Source organism: Streptomyces zagrosensis (assembly GCF_014203645.1).
GTDB lineage: Bacteria > Actinomycetota > Actinomycetes > Streptomycetales > Streptomycetaceae > Streptomyces > Streptomyces zagrosensis.
On sequence record NZ_JACHJL010000009.1, the window covers coordinates 21,921 to 38,296 of the forward strand.

The 16,376-nt window shown below is 67.1% G+C and carries 17 protein-coding genes; 10 read left to right on the forward strand and 7 right to left on the reverse strand.

What is annotated here, in order from left to right:
- The first annotated feature begins 757 nt into the window (after nt 1–757).
- The 5 genes from FHS42_RS18025 (at nt 758) to FHS42_RS18045 (ending at nt 6,655) form a co-directional block, all read left to right on the forward strand.
- Nucleotides 758–2,383, forward strand: a complete 1,626-nt coding sequence (locus FHS42_RS18025; RefSeq protein ID WP_184573283.1) for a peptide ABC transporter substrate-binding protein — start codon at nt 758–760, stop codon at nt 2,381–2,383.
- A 116-nt stretch (nt 2,384–2,499) separates the two neighbouring features.
- Entirely contained in the window at nt 2,500–3,426 is a 927-nt protein-coding gene (locus FHS42_RS18030; protein ID WP_184573284.1) for an ABC transporter permease, read from the forward strand.
- Nucleotides 3,419–4,426: an ABC transporter permease gene (locus FHS42_RS18035; RefSeq protein ID WP_184573285.1), complete on the forward strand. Its 1,008-nt coding sequence runs from the start codon at nt 3,419–3,421 to the stop codon at nt 4,424–4,426. Before FHS42_RS18030 ends, FHS42_RS18035 begins: the two co-directional genes overlap by 8 nt.
- An 11-nt stretch (nt 4,427–4,437) precedes the next feature.
- Entirely contained in the window at nt 4,438–5,496 is a 1,059-nt protein-coding gene (locus FHS42_RS18040; protein ID WP_184573286.1) for an ABC transporter ATP-binding protein, read from the forward strand.
- Nucleotides 5,489–6,655, forward strand: coding sequence for an ABC transporter ATP-binding protein (locus FHS42_RS18045; RefSeq protein ID WP_184573287.1), 1,167 nt, complete (start codon nt 5,489–5,491; stop codon nt 6,653–6,655). The genes FHS42_RS18040 and FHS42_RS18045 overlap by 8 nt, the downstream gene beginning before the upstream one ends.
- A gap of 108 nt (nt 6,656–6,763) precedes the next feature.
- On the opposite strand, the gene FHS42_RS18050 is transcribed toward FHS42_RS18045, so the two are convergent.
- The 4 genes from FHS42_RS18050 to FHS42_RS18065 form a co-directional block, all read right to left on the reverse strand.
- Complete coding sequence (locus tag FHS42_RS18050) at nt 6,764–6,961, reverse strand: hypothetical protein (protein ID WP_184573288.1); 198 nt, start codon at nt 6,959–6,961, stop codon at nt 6,764–6,766.
- A gap of 74 nt (nt 6,962–7,035) precedes the next feature.
- Complete coding sequence (locus tag FHS42_RS18055) at nt 7,036–7,398, reverse strand: hypothetical protein (RefSeq protein WP_184573289.1); 363 nt, start codon at nt 7,396–7,398, stop codon at nt 7,036–7,038.
- Between the two features lie 251 nt (nt 7,399–7,649).
- Nucleotides 7,650–8,516, reverse strand: a complete 867-nt coding sequence (locus tag FHS42_RS18060; protein WP_376772621.1) for a DUF1206 domain-containing protein — start codon at nt 8,514–8,516, stop codon at nt 7,650–7,652.
- Nucleotides 8,517–8,751: 235 nt separating this feature from the next.
- Entirely contained in the window at nt 8,752–9,144 is a 393-nt protein-coding gene (locus FHS42_RS18065) for an ATP-binding protein (protein WP_246494955.1), read from the reverse strand.
- A gap of 163 nt (nt 9,145–9,307) precedes the next feature.
- On the opposite strand from FHS42_RS18065, the gene FHS42_RS18070 reads away from it, so the two are divergent.
- Genes FHS42_RS18070 through FHS42_RS18085 form a run of 4 tightly spaced genes read left to right on the forward strand, consistent with a single transcriptional unit; the run spans nt 9,308 to nt 10,873 of the window.
- A complete protein-coding gene (locus FHS42_RS18070; RefSeq protein ID WP_184573291.1) occupies nt 9,308–10,198 on the forward strand; it encodes a helix-turn-helix domain-containing protein in 891 nt (296 codons plus the stop codon).
- A gap of 10 nt (nt 10,199–10,208) precedes the next feature.
- Nucleotides 10,209–10,409 carry a DUF397 domain-containing protein gene (locus tag FHS42_RS18075; protein ID WP_184573292.1) on the forward strand — a complete coding sequence of 67 codons (201 nt, stop codon included), beginning with the start codon at nt 10,209–10,211 and terminating at the stop codon, nt 10,407–10,409.
- Between the two features lie 49 nt (nt 10,410–10,458).
- Nucleotides 10,459–10,662 (forward strand): hypothetical protein, encoded by a 204-nt coding sequence (locus FHS42_RS37225; protein ID WP_246494956.1) that lies wholly within the window; start codon nt 10,459–10,461, stop codon nt 10,660–10,662.
- 10 nt (nt 10,663–10,672) lie between these two features.
- Nucleotides 10,673–10,873, forward strand: coding sequence for a DUF397 domain-containing protein (locus tag FHS42_RS18085; RefSeq protein ID WP_184573293.1), 201 nt, complete (start codon nt 10,673–10,675; stop codon nt 10,871–10,873).
- 22 nt (nt 10,874–10,895) lie between these two features.
- Here the strand turns inward: FHS42_RS18085 and FHS42_RS18090 are convergent, their stop codons facing one another.
- The 3 genes from FHS42_RS18090 to FHS42_RS18100 all read right to left on the reverse strand — a co-directional run bounded on the left by FHS42_RS18090 (nt 10,896) and on the right by FHS42_RS18100 (nt 14,445).
- Complete coding sequence (locus tag FHS42_RS18090) at nt 10,896–11,465, reverse strand: GNAT family N-acetyltransferase (protein WP_184573527.1); 570 nt, start codon at nt 11,463–11,465, stop codon at nt 10,896–10,898.
- A 248-nt stretch (nt 11,466–11,713) separates the two neighbouring features.
- Entirely contained in the window at nt 11,714–11,980 is a 267-nt protein-coding gene (locus tag FHS42_RS18095) for a DUF5133 domain-containing protein (RefSeq protein WP_184573294.1), read from the reverse strand.
- Nucleotides 11,981–12,165: 185 nt separating this feature from the next.
- Entirely contained in the window at nt 12,166–14,445 is a 2,280-nt protein-coding gene (locus FHS42_RS18100; protein ID WP_184573529.1) for a catalase, read from the reverse strand.
- 653 nt (nt 14,446–15,098) lie between these two features.
- Here FHS42_RS18100 and FHS42_RS18105 point away from each other — a divergent pair.
- Nucleotides 15,099–16,376, forward strand: a complete 1,278-nt coding sequence (locus tag FHS42_RS18105) for an ATP-grasp domain-containing protein (RefSeq protein WP_184573531.1) — start codon at nt 15,099–15,101, stop codon at nt 16,374–16,376.

Here is a 16,376-nt window from a genome sequence, read left to right on the forward strand (position 1 = left end):
ATCGGCCCTGCCGTCTGGTCCCTCGAATGAGGGGGTCTCGACGCTGCGGGTTCAGTCATGCGTACGGGGGCAGTTCGCTCCGCCCGAGGCGTCGAGCAGCGATCGGCGCGCCCCGACGTAGACCTCAATCGGCCACGGGCATTTTCATGGGCTTGCCGATCGGTTCGCCGCAGCGCTGCGGCGAAAGAATCTTGGCCTTGATTTTGAATCGCCCCCCGCTGGAAGGGGGTTGACGTATCGACGCAGTCGGCCTTAAATCGCGGCGCTCACCTGCCGTGGTGCGGTCGAGGTGGCGTCGGTGGCGGTGTGTCGGCCAGCGGTAACCGTCACGCTGTGTCGAAGTGCCGGGTGCGCGGAGCTTCCATCGCTGCCCCTGGGGCTATTGCCTGGCGGCAGGTCAGGACCGGTCAAGTCAACAAGTTTTCCTCTAACGGGCGTTCGGATATCGGTGAAGGCGTTCCGGATGTTGCGTTAACAGTCCGTTTCGGGGGTGTCTGTCTGCGATGCCTTTGTCCGGATTTCGGTACTCCGTCCCCGGTTGATGTGACCAAAGTGAGACCCTTTAAGTGTGGTTTACGGGCCAGGTGTGCTCAATCATGGGGTCCATTGAGCTCGGGTCAATGGGTCACGCGCTGTGGGGAGCGCCGGCCTACGAGCACACTTTGGGGTGCCGGGTCTTTATGTCGCTGTCAGGGGTGTCAGCGCGCGGCCGGTGCCCTCTCTCGTAGTGACAGTGGACTCCTGAGGAGGCAAACCCATGCGCGGTGCCAATAGCGCCAAGTGGGTCGCGATGGCGGCAGTTGTGGCGCTCGCCGCGACGGCTTGTGGCGGCGGCGACAGTGACAGTGACAGCAGCGGACCGGCTGATAAGAACGCCAAGGTCGTCTTCGACAACGGCGAGCCGCAGAAGCCGCTACAGCCGGCGAACACGATGGAGTCGTACGGCAGCGCCGTGATCAGGTCGCTGTTCACGGGCCTGGTTGACTACGAGGCCGGCACCGGCAAGATCGTCAAGCAGAACGCCGAGAGCATCACCACCAAGGACAACAAGACCTGGACGGTGAAGCTCAAGGCGGGCTGGAAGTTCCACAACGGCGAGACGGTGACGTCCAAGTCGTACGTGGATGCCTGGAACTGGGCAGCGGCCACCAAGAACAACCAGCAGAACAGCTCCTGGTTCGCTGACATCAAGGGCTACGAGGACGTTCACCCCGAGAAGGGTGACGCCAAGGGCGACAAGATGTCGGGCCTGAAGGTCGTGGACGACACCACGTTCACCATCGAGCTCGTCGCACCGATCCCGTACTTCGAGTACAAGCTCGGCTACGAGGTCTTCTCCCCGCTTCCCTCGGGCTTCTTCGAAGACCCCAAGGGCTACGGTCAGAAGCCGGTCGGCAACGGTCCCTACAAGTTCGTGAAGTGGGACCACAACAAGCAGATCGACGTGGAGACGTACGCCGACTACCAGGGCAGCAACAAGCCCAAAAACGGCGGCGTCATCTTCAAGAACTACTCGCAGCCTGAGGCCGCGTACAAGGACCTCACCTCCGACAACGTCGATGTGATCCGCCAGGTCCCGCCGAACGACCTGCCGAACTACAAGAGCGACCTCGGTGACCGCGCGATCGACCAGGACTACTCGGCGATCCAGACGATCAACCCGGCGTTCTACAACACGCAGTTCAAGGACATCGACGTCAAGGTCCTCCAGGGCCTGTCGATGGCGATCGACCGGGACACGATCACCAAGACGGTGCTCCAGGGAACCCGCGTCCCGGCCACCGGTTGGGTCGCCAAGGACGTGCTCGGCTACCAGCCCGGCGCCTGTGGGGAGTTCTGCAAGTTCGACCCCGCGAAGGCCAAGGACCTGATCAAGCAGGGTGGTGGCGTCCCGAAGAACGCCATGAAGATCCAGTACAACGCCGATGGCGGCCACAAGGAGTGGGTCGACGCGGTCTGCGGTTCCATCCGCAAGAGCGTCGGCGTCGAGTGTGTGGGTGACTCGAAGGCCGACTTCCAGGCCGACCTGGAGGCCCGCGACAACAAGCAGGTCAAGTCGATGTACCGGTCCGGCTGGGTGCTGGACTACCCGTTCAACGGCAACTTCCTGCGCGACCTGTACGGCACCGGCGTCGCCGGCAACAAGGGCGCCTTCTCGGACCCGGCGTTCGACGCGCTGGTGAAGAAGGCCGACGGCGCCAAGACGGTGGATGAGTCCGCCAAGAACTACAACCTCGCCGAGCAAGAGCTCAAGAAGACCTTCCCTGCCATTCCGCTCTGGTACTACAAGGTCAACTCTGGTTATTCGAAGAACGTTTCGAATGTGAAGTTCAACCAGAAGGGCGACCCGATCCTCACCGACATCACGGTGAACCAGAAGTAGTCGTCGGACGCTGATGCCAGGGGGCGCCCCGAATCGGGCGCCCCCTGGCCAACGGGGGCAGCCGGTTCCTTACCAGGAACGCGGCTGCTTTCGGCCGACCCCAGGACGGAGGCACGATGGGGCGATATGTCGCGCGGCGACTGCTCCAGATGATCCCGGTCTTCATCGGGACGACTTTTCTCATCTTCTTCATGGTGCGGACCCTGCCGGGTGACCCGATCCGGGCGCTGTGGGGCGACAAGGCACCGGACCCGACACAGCTCGCAGCGCTGCGCCACGAGTACGGGCTCGACAACCCGATGTGGCAGCAGTACCTCGACTACATGAAGGGCCTGTTCCAGGGCGACTTCGGGACCACGGTCGGTGGCCGACCGGTCTCCGAGATCCTCAGCGACGCCTTTCCGGTCACGATCAGGCTCGCCCTCATCGCGCTGACCTTCGAGATGGTCCTCGGCCTCGTACTCGGCGTCTTCGCGGGCATGAAGCGCGGCAAGCTCGTGGACCGCAGCGTGCTGATCCTCACCCTGTTGGTGATCTCGATCCCGGTCTTCGTGCTGGCGTACATCTTCCAGACGGTGTTCGGTACGGAACTCGGGTGGACCACAGCCACGGTCCAGGACTCCATGAGCGTGGAACAGTTGATCTTGCCGGGCATCGTGCTCGGCTCACTGTCGCTGGCCTATGTGGCCCGGCTGACCCGTACCACCGTCGCGGAGAACCTGCGCGCCGACTACATGCGTACGGCACTCGCCAAGGGCCTGCCCCAGCGGCGCATCGTCGTCAATCACCTGCTGCGCAACTCGCTGATCCCGGTCGTCACCTTCCTGGGTACCGACCTGGGCGCACTGATGGGCGGCGCCATCGTCACCGAGGGCATCTTCAATGTCCAGGGTGTGGGCGGTGCCCTCTACCAGGGGCTGATCCGGCGTGAGGGAAGCACCGTGGTGGGCATCGTGACCTGCCTGGTCTTCGTCTACCTCGCCATGTCCCTGATCATCGACCTGCTGTACGCGGTCCTGGACCCGAGGATTCGCTATGCCTGAAATCTATGACTCCCCGCAGTCAGGCCCCGGGACCCGCGCAAGTAACGCCGCGCTCGCCGCGAACCGCGGTGAGTCACCGACCAGCCCGAAGGCGCCGGCAGCCGGCCCCGGGCCCGCTGACACGGTGCGCGACGAGCAGGTCCGCAGCCTGTGGGGCGACGCCTGGCGGGACCTGCGACGCAACCCGTACTTCGTCATCTCCAGCCTGCTCGTGGTGCTGCTGCTGTTCATCGCCGTCTTCCCGAGCTGGTTCACCAGTGCCGACCCCCGGGACACGGACCTGACGAACCACTTCCTCACCAAGCCGGAGCTGGGCAGCTTCTTCACGGCCGACTGGTTCGGATACGACAACCAGGGCCGCAGCATCTACGCCCGGGTCATCTACGGCACCCGCGCCTCCATTCAGGTCGGCGTCGGCGTCACGGTCCTGGTCACCATCTTCGGTGGCCTCATGGGCATGCTCGCGGGCTACTTCGGTGGCTGGCTGGACGCGCTGCTCTCTCGTGTCACCGACGTGTTCTTCGGCATCCCGTTCCTGCTCGGCGCGCTGGTCGTGCTGAACGCCTTCACGGACCGCACGGTGAGCGTCGTCATCGGCGCGCTCGCGTTCCTCGGCTGGACCCAGATCGCCCGCGTGATGCGCGCTGCCGTCATCACGACCAAACAGGCGGACTACGTGGTGGCCGCGAAGGCACTGGGCGCCGGCACCGGGCGCATCCTGGCGAAGCACATCCTGCCCAACGCCATGGCACCGGTGATCGTCGTCGCCACCATCGCCCTCGGCGGTTACATCTCGGCCGAGGCGACCCTGTCGTACCTCGGCATGGGTCTCGCGGAACCGACGATCTCCTGGGGCATCGACATCTCGACCGCGTCCAAGGTGGTGCGGAACAACCCGCACGCCCTGTTCTTCCCGGCCGGCATGCTGACCCTCACGGTCTTCGCGTTCATCATGCTCGGCGACGCGGTGCGCGACGCCCTCGACCCGAAGTTGCGCTGAGGGAGGCGTACGTGACCACTATCGATAAGACCGCGAGCGCCCCCAGCCGGCGCATTGAGGATGACGGGGATACCCCGCTCCTAGATGTCCGGGACCTGCACGTCGAGTTCAAGACGCGGGACTCCCTCGTCAAGGCCGTCAACGGCGTGAGCTACAGCGTCCGTGCCGGTGAGACGCTGGCCGTACTCGGTGAGTCCGGGTCCGGCAAGTCCGTGACGGCGCAGGCCATCATGGGCATCCTCGACATGCCGCCGGGCCGCATCCCCCACGGGGAGATCCGGTTCCGCGGCAAGGACATGCTGGCCATGCCCAACGATGAGCGCCGCAAGCTGCGTGGCCGCAAGATCGCGATGATCTTCCAGGACGCGCTCTCCTCGCTGAACCCGGTGCTGTCCGTCGGCTACCAGCTCGGCGAGATGTTCCGCGTGCACGAGGGGCTGTCCCGCAAGGCGGCCAAGGCCAAGTCCATCGACCTGATGGACAGGGTCCGTATCCCCGCGGCCAGGGAGCGGGTGAACGACTACCCGCACCAGTTCTCCGGCGGTATGCGCCAGCGCATCATGATCGCGATGGCGATGGCCCTTGAGCCCGACCTGATCATCGCGGACGAGCCGACCACGGCGCTCGACGTGACCGTGCAGGCCCAGGTCATGGAGCTCCTCGCGGAGTTGCAGGCCGAGTACAACATGGGGCTCATCCTGATCACCCACGACCTCGGCGTGGTCGCCGACGTCGCGGACAAGATCGCCGTGATGTACGCGGGTCGCATCGTGGAGACCGCGCCAGTGCACGAGCTCTACAAGCGCCCGGCGCACCCGTACACCCGCGGCCTGCTCGACTCGATCCCGCGCCTTGACCAAAAGGGCCAGGAGCTCTACGCGATCAAGGGTCTGCCGCCCAACCTGACGCAGATTCCGCCGGGTTGTGCGTTCAACCCGCGCTGCCCGAAGGCGGACGACATCTGCCGCACCGAGGTGCCCCTCCTGCTGTCGGTCACCGAGCGGGACGGCACCGACCTGCCGGGCCGCGGCAGCGCGTGCCACTTCTGGAAGGAGACGATCCATGGCTGACCCCGCAAAGAAGGACGAGGCGGCCGGCCGGAAGGACGTGCCCCAGGACGCCGTACCCAACCTCACCAAGGTGGAGGTGGCCGAGGCCACGACCATCGCCGAGGTGGAGACCGTGCTCGACGCTCCGGTCGAGCGCGGTGAGCCGATCCTCCAGGTCCGCAACCTGGTCAAGCACTTCCCGCTGACCCAGGGCATTCTCTTCAGGCGCCAGATCGGCGCGGTGAAGGCCGTGGACGGCCTGTCGTTCGACCTCTATCAGGGTGAGACGCTGGGCATCGTCGGCGAGTCCGGCTGTGGCAAGTCCACGGTCGCCAAGCTGCTGATGACGCTGGAGACGGCGACCGCGGGCGAGGTCTTCTACAAGGGCCAGGACATCACCAAGCTGTCCGGGCGCGCGCTGAAGGCCGTACGCCGCAACATCCAGATGGTCTTCCAGGACCCGTACACGTCGCTGAACCCGCGCATGACGGTCGGCGACATCATCGGGGAACCCTTCGAGATCCACCCCGAGGTGGCCCCGAAGGGTGACCGGCGCCGCAAGGTGCGGGACCTGCTCGACGTGGTGGGTCTGAACCCGGAGTACATCAACCGGTATCCGCACCAGTTCTCCGGCGGTCAGCGCCAGCGCATCGGCATCGCCCGCGGCCTGGCGCTCAACCCGGAGATCATCATCTGCGACGAGCCCGTCTCGGCGCTCGACGTGTCGGTGCAGGCGCAGGTCATCAACCTGATGGAGAAGCTCCAGGACGAGTTCAACCTGTCCTACATCTTCATCGCGCACGACCTGTCGATCGTCCGGCACATCTCAGACCGGGTCGGCGTGATGTACCTGGGCAAGATGGCCGAGATCGGCACGGACACGGAGATCTACGACCACCCGACGCACCCCTACACCCAGGCGCTGCTGTCGGCGGTACCGGTCCCCGACCCCGCGGCCCGCGAAGGCCGGGAGCGGATCATTCTCGTCGGCGACGTCCCGTCCCCGGCGAACCCGCCGTCCGGTTGCCGCTTCCGCACCCGTTGCTGGAAGGCGGAGGACAAGTGCGCCAAGGAGGTGCCGCTACTCGCGATCCCGCAACGGTTCGTGGGCGCGAACACCCCGGCGGCGCACGAGTCGGCGTGCCACTTCGCGGAGGAGAAGGACGTCGTCCACGCGTGACGGTGGCGCTCGCCGCGGTGGCGCTCGCCGCTGAGGCGTAGTGGAGTACGGGCTGTGCCTGACGAGGGCGCCCGGGCCGAAGGTGGCCTGGGCGCCCTCGGGCGTTGTTCAGGGGGTTGTCGTCACTGGCCAGTGCTGTACCCGGACAACGAAGATCATGGTCAGCCGGCGGTGTTCCTGATACCAGACCATCAGGCTGCCTTCGGCGTGGTCGAGCAGCCGGGACACCCCTGACTCGTGGAGTGGCGGGTCGCCGAGATATCGAACGGCTGCCGCGTCGGCGAGCTGCTGTGCGAGACGTTCCACGTCTTGCTTGACGCTCGGGTCTAAGCCATCTACCACGTGCTCGGCGTCCGGGAGATATTCCCACGTCTAGTCAGTCACGCGGCAACCTCACGATGCGCCTCATCGAGTAGCGCGCCGATCTCGGCCGAAGCGCGGCGGGCATCCTCCAGGTTGTCGGCGTCAGTCACGGCGTGTTCCAGTGCGTCCAGCCGCTGAGCGCGGCGCGGGAAGCGTCGCAGGGCTTCGAACACCACCCAGCGGTGGAGAAAGGTGTGCATGGGCACTGTGCTATCGGTCTGCACGGCCTCTTGCCACGCATCGTGGAACTCTGCCTCGAAACGGATGGACGCGCTGAGGTCGATGGTCCGGACGGCGACCCTGAGCGCTTGCTCCGTCAGGGGCGGCATGGGAAGCAGCGGCTCGTCACGGCCGAACTGTTCTCTGCGCCGAGTGGTCATGGTGCTCTCTCCTCCGTCGTACGCCCGATGCACACCCGTGCGCGGCGAGCTGCCGTCTGTCGGCCTAGCGCACAAGTGGCGGCCGGCGCCCAGTCTGCGCACGGCCCGCAGGCCATGGGCGCGATGGCTCTTCCGCCACCCGTGCGGGTCAGTTGGGGAGGGGACCCGACGCGCGCAAGGGTCAGGCCGGTGCCGTCACGCCACCGTGATGGCGGCCCACCCTGGGCTCTGCCGTTTCACCCGTACGAACCTCACACCCGCCGCCACCGGGCCAAGGCAAAGGAGAAGACGCCGAACAGGACGAGGCCGATGGCGATCGCCGCCAGGAGCCAGGGGCCGGCCGGGGTGTCGGCGAAGGTGCGCAGCGTGTCGTCCATGCCCTTGGCCTTGTTCGGGTCGTAGGCGAGCGCGGCCCGCACGGCGAAGATGCCCGCCACGGTGAAGAGAACGCCCCGTGCGATGCCGCCGGTGACCCCGAGGACATCGGTCACCTTGCGTGCGGTCTGCGACATCTGCGCGTGCTTGAGGTGCTTGTGGAAGCTGCGCCGCGCGGCCTGGATGACGATCCAGACCCCCGCTCCCGCAATGACGAGCCCGCCGATCGCGACCAGCCACTGCCCCGCGGGCCAGCCGAGGGCAGTCGCCGTCACGTCCTGCGACTTCTTGTCGCTGGAGCCGCTTCCCTTGTCCTTGATGGCGAAGGAGATCATCGAATAGGACGTCAGCCCGTAGAACACCGCGCGCCCCGCGGACGACAGCCGCTTCGTCGCCTTGTGGCCGTCAGGCCCGGCCGCCCCGAACAGCGCCTCCGAGAGCCGCCACAGCGCCATCCCGGCGACGCCGATTCCGATGGCCCAGATGAGGAAAGCGCCGAAGGGTTGTCTGCCGAGTTCACGCAGTGCGCCGCCGTTGTCGGCCTGTTCACCGCCCCCGAAGGCGAGGCGCAACGCGAGCAGACCGATGAGGCAGTAGATCACCCCGCGGGCCGCAAGTCCCCAGCGTGCGGCAGCGTCCATGGCCGAACTGTTCGCCGCTCTGCGGGCCGCGCCTCGGCCCTGTACCGCAGTGAACGTACCCATCGTCGTTGCCTCCTGGGAGTGGGTGACCCACTCCCGCATGCCCCGGTCCCTGCTGGAGTAACGGTGTTTATCGCTCCGCTGAGGCGTCGGTGCCCTTCGGGCACGCGCTGTGGAGATGGGAGGCGGTGCGTGTTGTGCCGCGAGACGCCCGGGCCGGTAGGGGTTGCTGATGGCCCGGGCGTCTGACGGGTGTGCTGCGGCTAGTGGGCGACCTCGCGGCGTGCCGCGCCCAGAGGTTCGCCGACCTGGGCCGCGGCCGTCGTGGCGACCGCGCTCACGCGATGGGTGGGGGCTTGAGCGAGAACCAGACTGCCTTGCCGCCGGGGTGCCGCTGTACGCCCCAGTCGTCGGCCCGTGCGGCGATGATTCCCATGCCGCGGCCGTGCTCGTCGGTGTCCTCCGCGCTGCGCCTGACGGGCAGGCCCGGTCCCGTGTCCCACACCGTGACCCGGAAGTCGCCCGGCTGCCAGTCCATGCTGACGTAGGCGTCGCTGTGCGCGTTGCGGTACGCGTTGGTAGCGAGCTCGGAGGCCAACAACTCGACCGTCTCTGCTAGGCAGTTGAGGCCCGTAGCCCCGAGCACGCTGCGGACGGTGGCCCTGACGATGCCGATGGCTCGCGGATCACGGGGGATGAACAGGCCGTAGGACCGTGGTTCTTCAGGCATGCGCATATGGCAGCCTCCAGTTGAGTGCCTGCTGTGACTGGCGCCATACTCAACGTAGCCATAGCCGGGTTAGTTATTCAACCTCATGCCTCGATTGTGGTCACCAACTAGACGTGCGCGACTCCAGTGAGTGAGACTGCCGTCGTCTTGAGGGAGGGATCGCATGGGGTTACGGGTCAAGCCGACCTACCGCCAACGCCGTTTCGGGGTAGAGGTGCGGCAGTTGCGTGAGCGCGCTGGCCTGTCGTCTACCGAGGCCGCGCGCCTGCTCGTCATGAAGCAACCGCAACTGAGCAACGTCGAGTCCGGCAAGACTGGTCTGTCGGCAGCCAGGGTGTCGTACCTAGCAGATGCCGCAGGTATTAGTAATGGCCCGTTCGTCGAAGCTTTGAACGAGATGGGCCAAGACTCCGGCAAGGGATGGTGGACGGAGTACCGCAAGGAACTTGGGGAATCCCACCTCGACCTTGCCGAGCTGGAGGCAGGCGCGGTCGCCCTGCACAACTACGAGTTGCTGTTCATTCCCGGGCTGCTCCAGACCGCCGACTACGCGACAGCTGTGCACGGAGGCGGCTACGCGGAATCGGTCCGGGAAGTGCAGGACAAGGCTGTTGAGTTCCGCATGGCGCGGCAGCGGATCTTGTCGGGCGACCATCCGCCAAAGCTGCACGCGATCATTCACGAGGCGGCCCTGCGTGTGCTGTACGGCGGGCGTGAAGTCATGCGCGAGCAACTGCTCAGGCTGGTGGAGGTGTCGCGGTTGCCAAATGTGACGGTCCAGATCATCCCGCTCGAAGACGAGCGCCGAGCGGCGTTCAACCACTCGTTCATGGTGATCGAGCCGAGCGTGGTCGAATTGGGCACTGTGCTCGTTGATCAGTTGGGCACAGCGCAGCTACTGGGAGACGCTCAAGTGACCACGGAGTATGAGCAGTCCTTCGCTAGGCTGAGCGAGCTGGCGTTGCCTGCGGTAGACGCCGAAGTGGTGCCAGAAGATCGCAGGGTGAAGGACTCGCTCGGACTTATTCAGCACCTTTTGTACCCCCTGCTTTAGGAGATCGCGCATGCCCCCTCTTCAATGGCGAAAGTCCAGTTTCAGTGCGGGCGACGCTCCCAATTGTGTGGAGATAGCCACTGGCTCCACCGGCAGCCCTCACCTTCGCGAAAGCGCCGTTCCCGGGATGGTGATCACTACGACGCGACCCGCGCTCCAGGCGCTGCTGCGGGTGTTGAAAGCGGGCCGGTCGGATGGTGGTGCGGGCTGATGAGTAGGCGCAGTCCGACGGCTTCCGCGCACCGCGAGGACCGCATGCCGTGAACGCATCCGTGGGCACACCCGTGAACGCTGCCTTGGCCGCCGATAGCCGGGTCCCGCTGTTGCACCGGGCCGCTGAGGACTACTTCGGCGGTCCGTGGGAGCTCCCTTCCGGTGGTGTGGACACCGAGGTAGTACCGGAAGCGCGCAGAACGAAGGACTCGCTCGGACTCATTCAGCACCTCCTGTACCCCCTGCTCTAGGAGATCGCGCATGTCCCCTCTTCAATGGCGGAAATCCACGTTCAGTGCGGGCGATGCCGCCAACTGCGTAGAGATAGCCGCCGGCCCCACCGGCACCCCCCACCTTCGCGAAAGCACCGCCCCGGCGGTGGTCATCGCTACCACCCCACCCGCCCTACGCGCACTGCTGTCGGCGCTCAAGGCGGGCCAGTGGGACTTCACCGGGCGCTGACGAAGACGAACGGCAGCCCGCCTCAGCCGCGGGCCGACGTTTCGCGGTGCTTGCGCCAGTCCGGGGCGAGCACCGACCACACCTCGATGTCGCGGCGACCGCCGCCGCGTGCGTAGCTGCCCCGCAGTACCCCGTCGCGTGCCATCCCGAGCCGCTTGGCGGCCTTGATGCTCGCGGCGTTGGCGGAGTCGGCCAGCCACTCCACGCGGTAGATGGCGCGATCGTTTACGGCCCAGTCGATGAGGACCCGGATCGCGCGGGTGACCAGGCCGCGGCCCACGACGGACTCCTCCAGCCAGCATCCGACCTCGCAGGTTCCCGCCGGCGCGTCGAAGGTCCGGAAGAGGACGCCGCCGACCAGCGTGCCATCGAGCCAGATGCCGTAGATGCGCCCGCCGTCGGCCGCCGTCTTGTCCGCGTACGACTGGAGGAAGGCACGGGCCGAGTCCAGGTCGGTGGCGGCGTCGGCCAAGCCGATGTAGCGCCCTATGTGATCGCGGGACCGATCTAGATGGGTCAGGTACTCCTCGGCGTTCCATGGCTCCAGCGGGCGCAACTCCGCGCCGTCGTCCCCCAACAAGATGGCAAACATCGCGTACCCTCCACCAGCGCGCATCCAGCAACGGTCCGCTCACCCCGTGAGCTGCGCTCACCGTCTCTCACGCGGGCTCTGCGGGACAAGTGGAAATCGCCCCGAAGATCGTTGCGGTTGGCTACCTCGGGGGTGGCACGGCTGCGAGGGCATCGGGCGGGCAGGAAAAGCGCCCGCGTGCGAGGCAAGCGGGCGCTGTCAGCCAGGGGTAGGCGAGGCTGGCCGCGAAGCAGGGCGAGGTGGTCGCCTCACACCCCGCCGGGCACAGGCTGTGCCGGCTCTTCGCCCGCGCCGGTCAGCACGGAGTCATCGTGTACGCGGGCGCCAGGGAGGTGGTACTTCGCGGAGATCAGGGCTGTGTCCACGTCCTGGGTACCGGTCGATACGCACAACGTGTAGGCCACGTCATCCATGCGCTGGCGAGCTGCCTCGTCGCCGGCCTCGGCGTGTAGGGCCTTAAGCGTTTCGTACTGCTCAACTAGTCGTTGCAGTACCGCCGGGTGAGCCATCAACACAGGGGTCTCCTTTCGCCTTAAGGGACGATGGGCGTCCAGGCTTCGGGTACCCGGTATGCAGAGCTGTATGCCTCCGTTGTGGAGGCGGCTTGGTCATGATGGCGGGGGCGTGCCGCACCCCGCTGGGTGTGCACGCCCCCGCCGCGGGCCGTGGGCCCGCGGAGCTCACGAGACCGCAGGGCGCTTTAGAGCGCGGGAGCGAAGCGTTCCCACACCCGGTGGTTGCCCAACAGCTCGGTGATCTGGCCGAGCGTGGCATCGCCGCCGTCGCCCACGATGACGCCGGGCGCGTCGGCCGGGACGCCGGCCGCGGCCAGCACCGCGTCCGCGCCCGCCCAGCCGCCGATCGCCTTGCCGTGGCGGTACGCCTCGCTGAGCATCAGCAGCACCCGCGGGTCGGTCGCGCCTGCGGCCCGTGCCGCCTCGTCGCCGGCCTTGGCGTCCCGCGCTCCGTACGCGTCGGCGCCGGGGCCCGGCACGCCGGCGAGCAAGATGGCGTCGAACTCCGTGGACCGTGCGGTGGCGAAGGAGCGCTGGATGGTGATCGGGTCGCCGCTCGGGTCGAGCTTGCCGCCCGCCGGGGCGATGACCAGCGGGACCATGCCCGCGTCGAGGACGGCCTGGCGCACGGACCGTACCCCGGCCAGGTCGCCGGCGCCGTCGGTGACGATGCCGATGATGCGCCCGTCCGGCGGCCAGACCTGGCCGAGCTGGGACAGGGCGGGGCTCGGTGTGACCGGGGTGAGTTCCACGGTGGGTTCGGGGACGGGCAGGCCGAGGCCGGTGGCGACCTGTTCGCACAGCTGTGGGTCGATGTTGGCGAGCACCTTGAGCTGCCGCTCCTTGATGGCCTGCTCGTAGCACTTGCCCAGCTCGAAGGTGTACGCGCCGATGAGGTGCTCGCGCTCGACGTCCGTCAGGCTCTTCCAGAACAGGCGCGGCTGGCTGAAGTGGTCGGAGAAGGTGGCGGGTGCCTCGCGGACCTTGCGGGCGGCCGGTACCTCGACCGGTACCTCGATGTACGCGCCGGTGTCCGCGCCTGCCAGGAAGGGGCAGCCGCCGTCGAGCGAGTTGGGCCGGTAGGGCGCGACGCCCGCGTGCACGGCGTCTTGGTGGAAGCCGTCCCGCAGCATGTCGTTGACCGGTGCGTGGGTGCGGTTGATCGGGATTTGTGCGAAGTTCGGCCCGGCGAGCCGGGTGATCTGGGTGTCCAGGTACGAGAAGAGCCGCCCGGCGAGCAGCGGGTCATCGGTGATGTCGATGCCGGGGACCAGGTGTCCGGGGTGGAAGGCGACTTGTTCGGTCTCGGCGAAGTAGTTCGTCGGGTTGGCGTTGAGGGTCAGCAGCCCGATCGGTTGTACGGGGGCGATCTCCTCGGGAACGATGTTGGTCGGGTCGAGCAGGTCGATGCCCTCGTACATCTGTTCCGGGTTGTCCGGGAAGGTCTGGATGCCCAGCTCCCACTGCGGGAAGGCGCCGGCCTCGATCGCGTCGGCGAGATCGCGCCGGTGGAAGTCCGGGTCCATGCCGTTGATGATCTGCGCCTCCTCCCAGACCAGGGAGTGCACGCCCAGCTTCGGCTTCCAGTGAAACTTGACCAAGGTGGTCTGACCCTCGGCGTTCACCAGCCGGAAGGTGTGGACGCCGAAGCCCTCCATCATCCGGTACGAGCGCGGGATGCCCCGGTCGGACATGTTCCACATCGTGTGGTGGGTCGCCTCGGTGTGCAGCGAGACGAAGTCCCAGAAGGTGTCGTGCGCGCTTTGGGCCTGCGGGATCTCCCGGTCGGGGTGGGGCTTGCCCGCGTGGATGATGTCGGGAAACTTGATCGAGTCCTGGATGAAGAACACCGGGATGTTGTTTCCGACCAGGTCGAACGTGCCCTGGGCGGTGTAGAACTTCGTGGCGAAGCCGCGGGTGTCGCGGACGGTGTCGGAGGAGCCGCGCGAGCCGAGCACGGTGGAGAAGCGTACGAACACCGGCGTCTCCACGTCCTTGGCCAAGAAGGCGGCCTTGGAGACCTGCGCGGCCGTGCCGTACCCCTGGAAGACGCCGTGCGCCGCGGCGCCCCGGGCGTGCACCACGCGTTCCGGGATGCGCTCATGGTCGAAGTGCGTGATCTTTTCGCGCAGGTGGTGGTCTTGGAGGAGCACCGGGCCGCGCGCGCCGGCCTTGAGTGATTTGTCGGTCTCGTACAGCCGAGCGCCCTGCGCCGTGGTCAGATACGGGCCCGCCTGCCCCAGGTCCGATGGGTCGGCCCCGGTGGGCTGCCCGGTAGGGCTGACGGTGGCGGGAGAGCCCTGGTCGGGCGTGGGCGGCAGCGGGCCGCGCGGGGCGGTCGGCTCATCGACCGGCGGCGTCTCGGCGCCGGGCTTGCCCGGGATGCCTTCGGCCGGGCCGGTGTCACCGCGTAGTGCGCCGGTCACCTTGTCGGCTGCTGCCTTCATGGGGTGGGACTTGCCCATCGATTCCTCCGTGCCTGGGGACGGTGTCGTGAAGTGGCGGGTCGGCAACGTCACAGCCTTGACCGCCGGTGCGGGGCGCCAAACGGGTACATCGAGGAGATTCAGCCCTTCAGCACACGCCCGCTCGGCCACGTGATCGCCTGGCGCGTGCGCCGCGTCAGCCGGGTCATGGGCGATCACGGCGGCGCGGGTACCCGGACGCGGACTGCTCAAGCCCCCACCGCCTCGGCGCCCACTGACTCCCGCGCCCACCTCGTGCGCTGTCCACCGCGCCTCGCGCCCCGTGCGCCCCGCCCCGCGTGTGCCCTGCGCCCCGTGCGCCGCCTGGTCCGTACCGCAGTGCTCTCCGCGACTCCGCGATGACCTGGCATTGAGCGCCGGCGACCGGGTACCCGGTCGCGGACCGGCACCGGCACCGGCGCCAGTAATGACACCAGCAACGGCACCAGTGATGACACCAGTAATGACGCCAGCGTCGGCACCGACGAGACCGGCAGGGCCCGGGTACCCGGGCCGGATATACCGGCCATATGCCATATGCCATATGGGGGTGGGACGGATGAGCCGCATACGCAGAGCGAGTGGGATGGACGGCAGGAACAGGTGGGGGAGTGGGAGCAGTGGTGAGTAAGAAGAACATCGTCGTGATCGGCATGAACGACGCGAATCTACGGACCCTGCGGGAGGTTCCCGGCGCGGACGACTACCGTTTCCACGGCCTGTTCGAGCTGAGTGAGCTCCAGGTCGGCGAGGTGTCCATGGATCGCCTCGTGGACAAGGCGACGGGCATCCTCGATTCCCTTGACGGCGGCGTGGACGCGATCATTGGCTACTGGGACTTCCCCGTGAGCGCGCTCGTGCCGATTCTCAGTGAGCGCTACGGCACCCGAGGCACCAGCCTGCTGTCCGTCGCCAAGTGCGAGCACAAATACTGGAGTCGGCTTGAGCAGCGGGAGGCAATAGCGGAGTATCCGCGCTTCGGGCAGGTTGACCTGACGGCGCAGGACCCGCAGCCGCCCGAGGGCGTGCGCTTTCCGATGTGGGTCAAGCCGGCCGTGGCGTACTCGTCGGAACTGGCCTTCGGCGTCTCGAACTTGGCGGAGTTCCACAGCGCGGTCGCCCAGATACGCGCGGGCATCGGCCGGGTCGGGCGCCCCTTCACCTACGTCCTGGACCGGCTCGATGTGCCGCCCGCGATGACCGGAATCGGCGGCGAGGTGTGCCTGGCCGAGGAGACGCTGACCGGCATCCAGGTGGCCGCGGAGGGTTACGTACACGAGGGCGAGGTCACCGTCTACGGCGTACTCGACTCGATCAACTACCCGGACAGTTCCTGCTTCCTACGCCACCAGTACCCTTCGACGCTGCCCGAGCCGGTGTTGGGGCGGCTGCGCGACGTTTCGGCGCGGGTGGTGCGGCAGCTCGGCTTCGACAACGCGACGTTCAGCATCGAGTTCTTCTACGACCCACGCACCGACACGATCAAGCTCCTGGAGATCAACCCCCGGCACTCCCAGTCGCACGCGGTGCTCTTCCAGTACGTCGATGGGGCGCCCAACCACCACTGCATGATCAGCCTCGCGCTCGGCAAGGACCCGGACTTCCCCTACCGCAAGGGCCGCTATCGGATGGCAGCCAAGTGGTACTACCGCTGGTTCGCCGATGGGGTGGTGCGCAGCGTGCCGTCCCGGGCGGACATCGAACGCATCGAGCGCGAAATCCCCGGCGTGCGGGTCTGCGTACTGCCGCAGGAGGGTCAGCGGCTTTCCGACGCCCGCGAACAGGACAGCTACAGCTACGAGGTGGCCCACATCATCACCGGCGGTGACAGCGAGCAGGAGTTGCGCGCGAAGTACGACCACTGCGTGGCAGCGCTGAACCTCAGCTTCGATGGAACGGCGCCCGGCGGCCGGGCCGAGCGGAACCAGTAA

Excerpts from the sequence above, each read along its gene's own strand:
- FHS42_RS18070 (WP_184573291.1), top strand. The coding sequence starts at position 9,308 with ATGGGGTTACGGGTCAAGCCGACCTACCGCCAACGCCGTTTCGGGGTA.
- FHS42_RS18100 (WP_184573529.1), bottom strand. The coding sequence starts at position 14,445 with ATGGGCAAGTCCCACCCCATGAAGGCAGCAGCCGACAAGGTGACCGGC.
- FHS42_RS18105 (WP_184573531.1), top strand. The coding sequence starts at position 15,099 with ATGAACGACGCGAATCTACGGACCCTGCGGGAGGTTCCCGGCGCGGAC.
- FHS42_RS18085 (WP_184573293.1), top strand. The coding sequence starts at position 10,673 with ATGTCCCCTCTTCAATGGCGGAAATCCACGTTCAGTGCGGGCGATGCC.
- FHS42_RS18030 (WP_184573284.1), top strand. The coding sequence starts at position 2,500 with ATGGGGCGATATGTCGCGCGGCGACTGCTCCAGATGATCCCGGTCTTC.
- FHS42_RS18025 (WP_184573283.1), top strand. The coding sequence starts at position 758 with ATGCGCGGTGCCAATAGCGCCAAGTGGGTCGCGATGGCGGCAGTTGTG.
- FHS42_RS18090 (WP_184573527.1), bottom strand. The coding sequence starts at position 11,465 with ATGTTTGCCATCTTGTTGGGGGACGACGGCGCGGAGTTGCGCCCGCTG.
- FHS42_RS18055 (WP_184573289.1), bottom strand. The coding sequence starts at position 7,398 with ATGACCACTCGGCGCAGAGAACAGTTCGGCCGTGACGAGCCGCTGCTT.
- FHS42_RS18045 (WP_184573287.1), top strand. The coding sequence starts at position 5,489 with ATGGCTGACCCCGCAAAGAAGGACGAGGCGGCCGGCCGGAAGGACGTG.
- FHS42_RS18035 (WP_184573285.1), top strand. The coding sequence starts at position 3,419 with ATGCCTGAAATCTATGACTCCCCGCAGTCAGGCCCCGGGACCCGCGCA.
- FHS42_RS18060 (WP_376772621.1), bottom strand. The coding sequence starts at position 8,516 with ATGCGGGAGTGGGTCACCCACTCCCAGGAGGCAACGACGATGGGTACG.
- FHS42_RS18065 (WP_246494955.1), bottom strand. The coding sequence starts at position 9,144 with ATGCCTGAAGAACCACGGTCCTACGGCCTGTTCATCCCCCGTGATCCG.
- FHS42_RS18075 (WP_184573292.1), top strand. The coding sequence starts at position 10,209 with ATGCCCCCTCTTCAATGGCGAAAGTCCAGTTTCAGTGCGGGCGACGCT.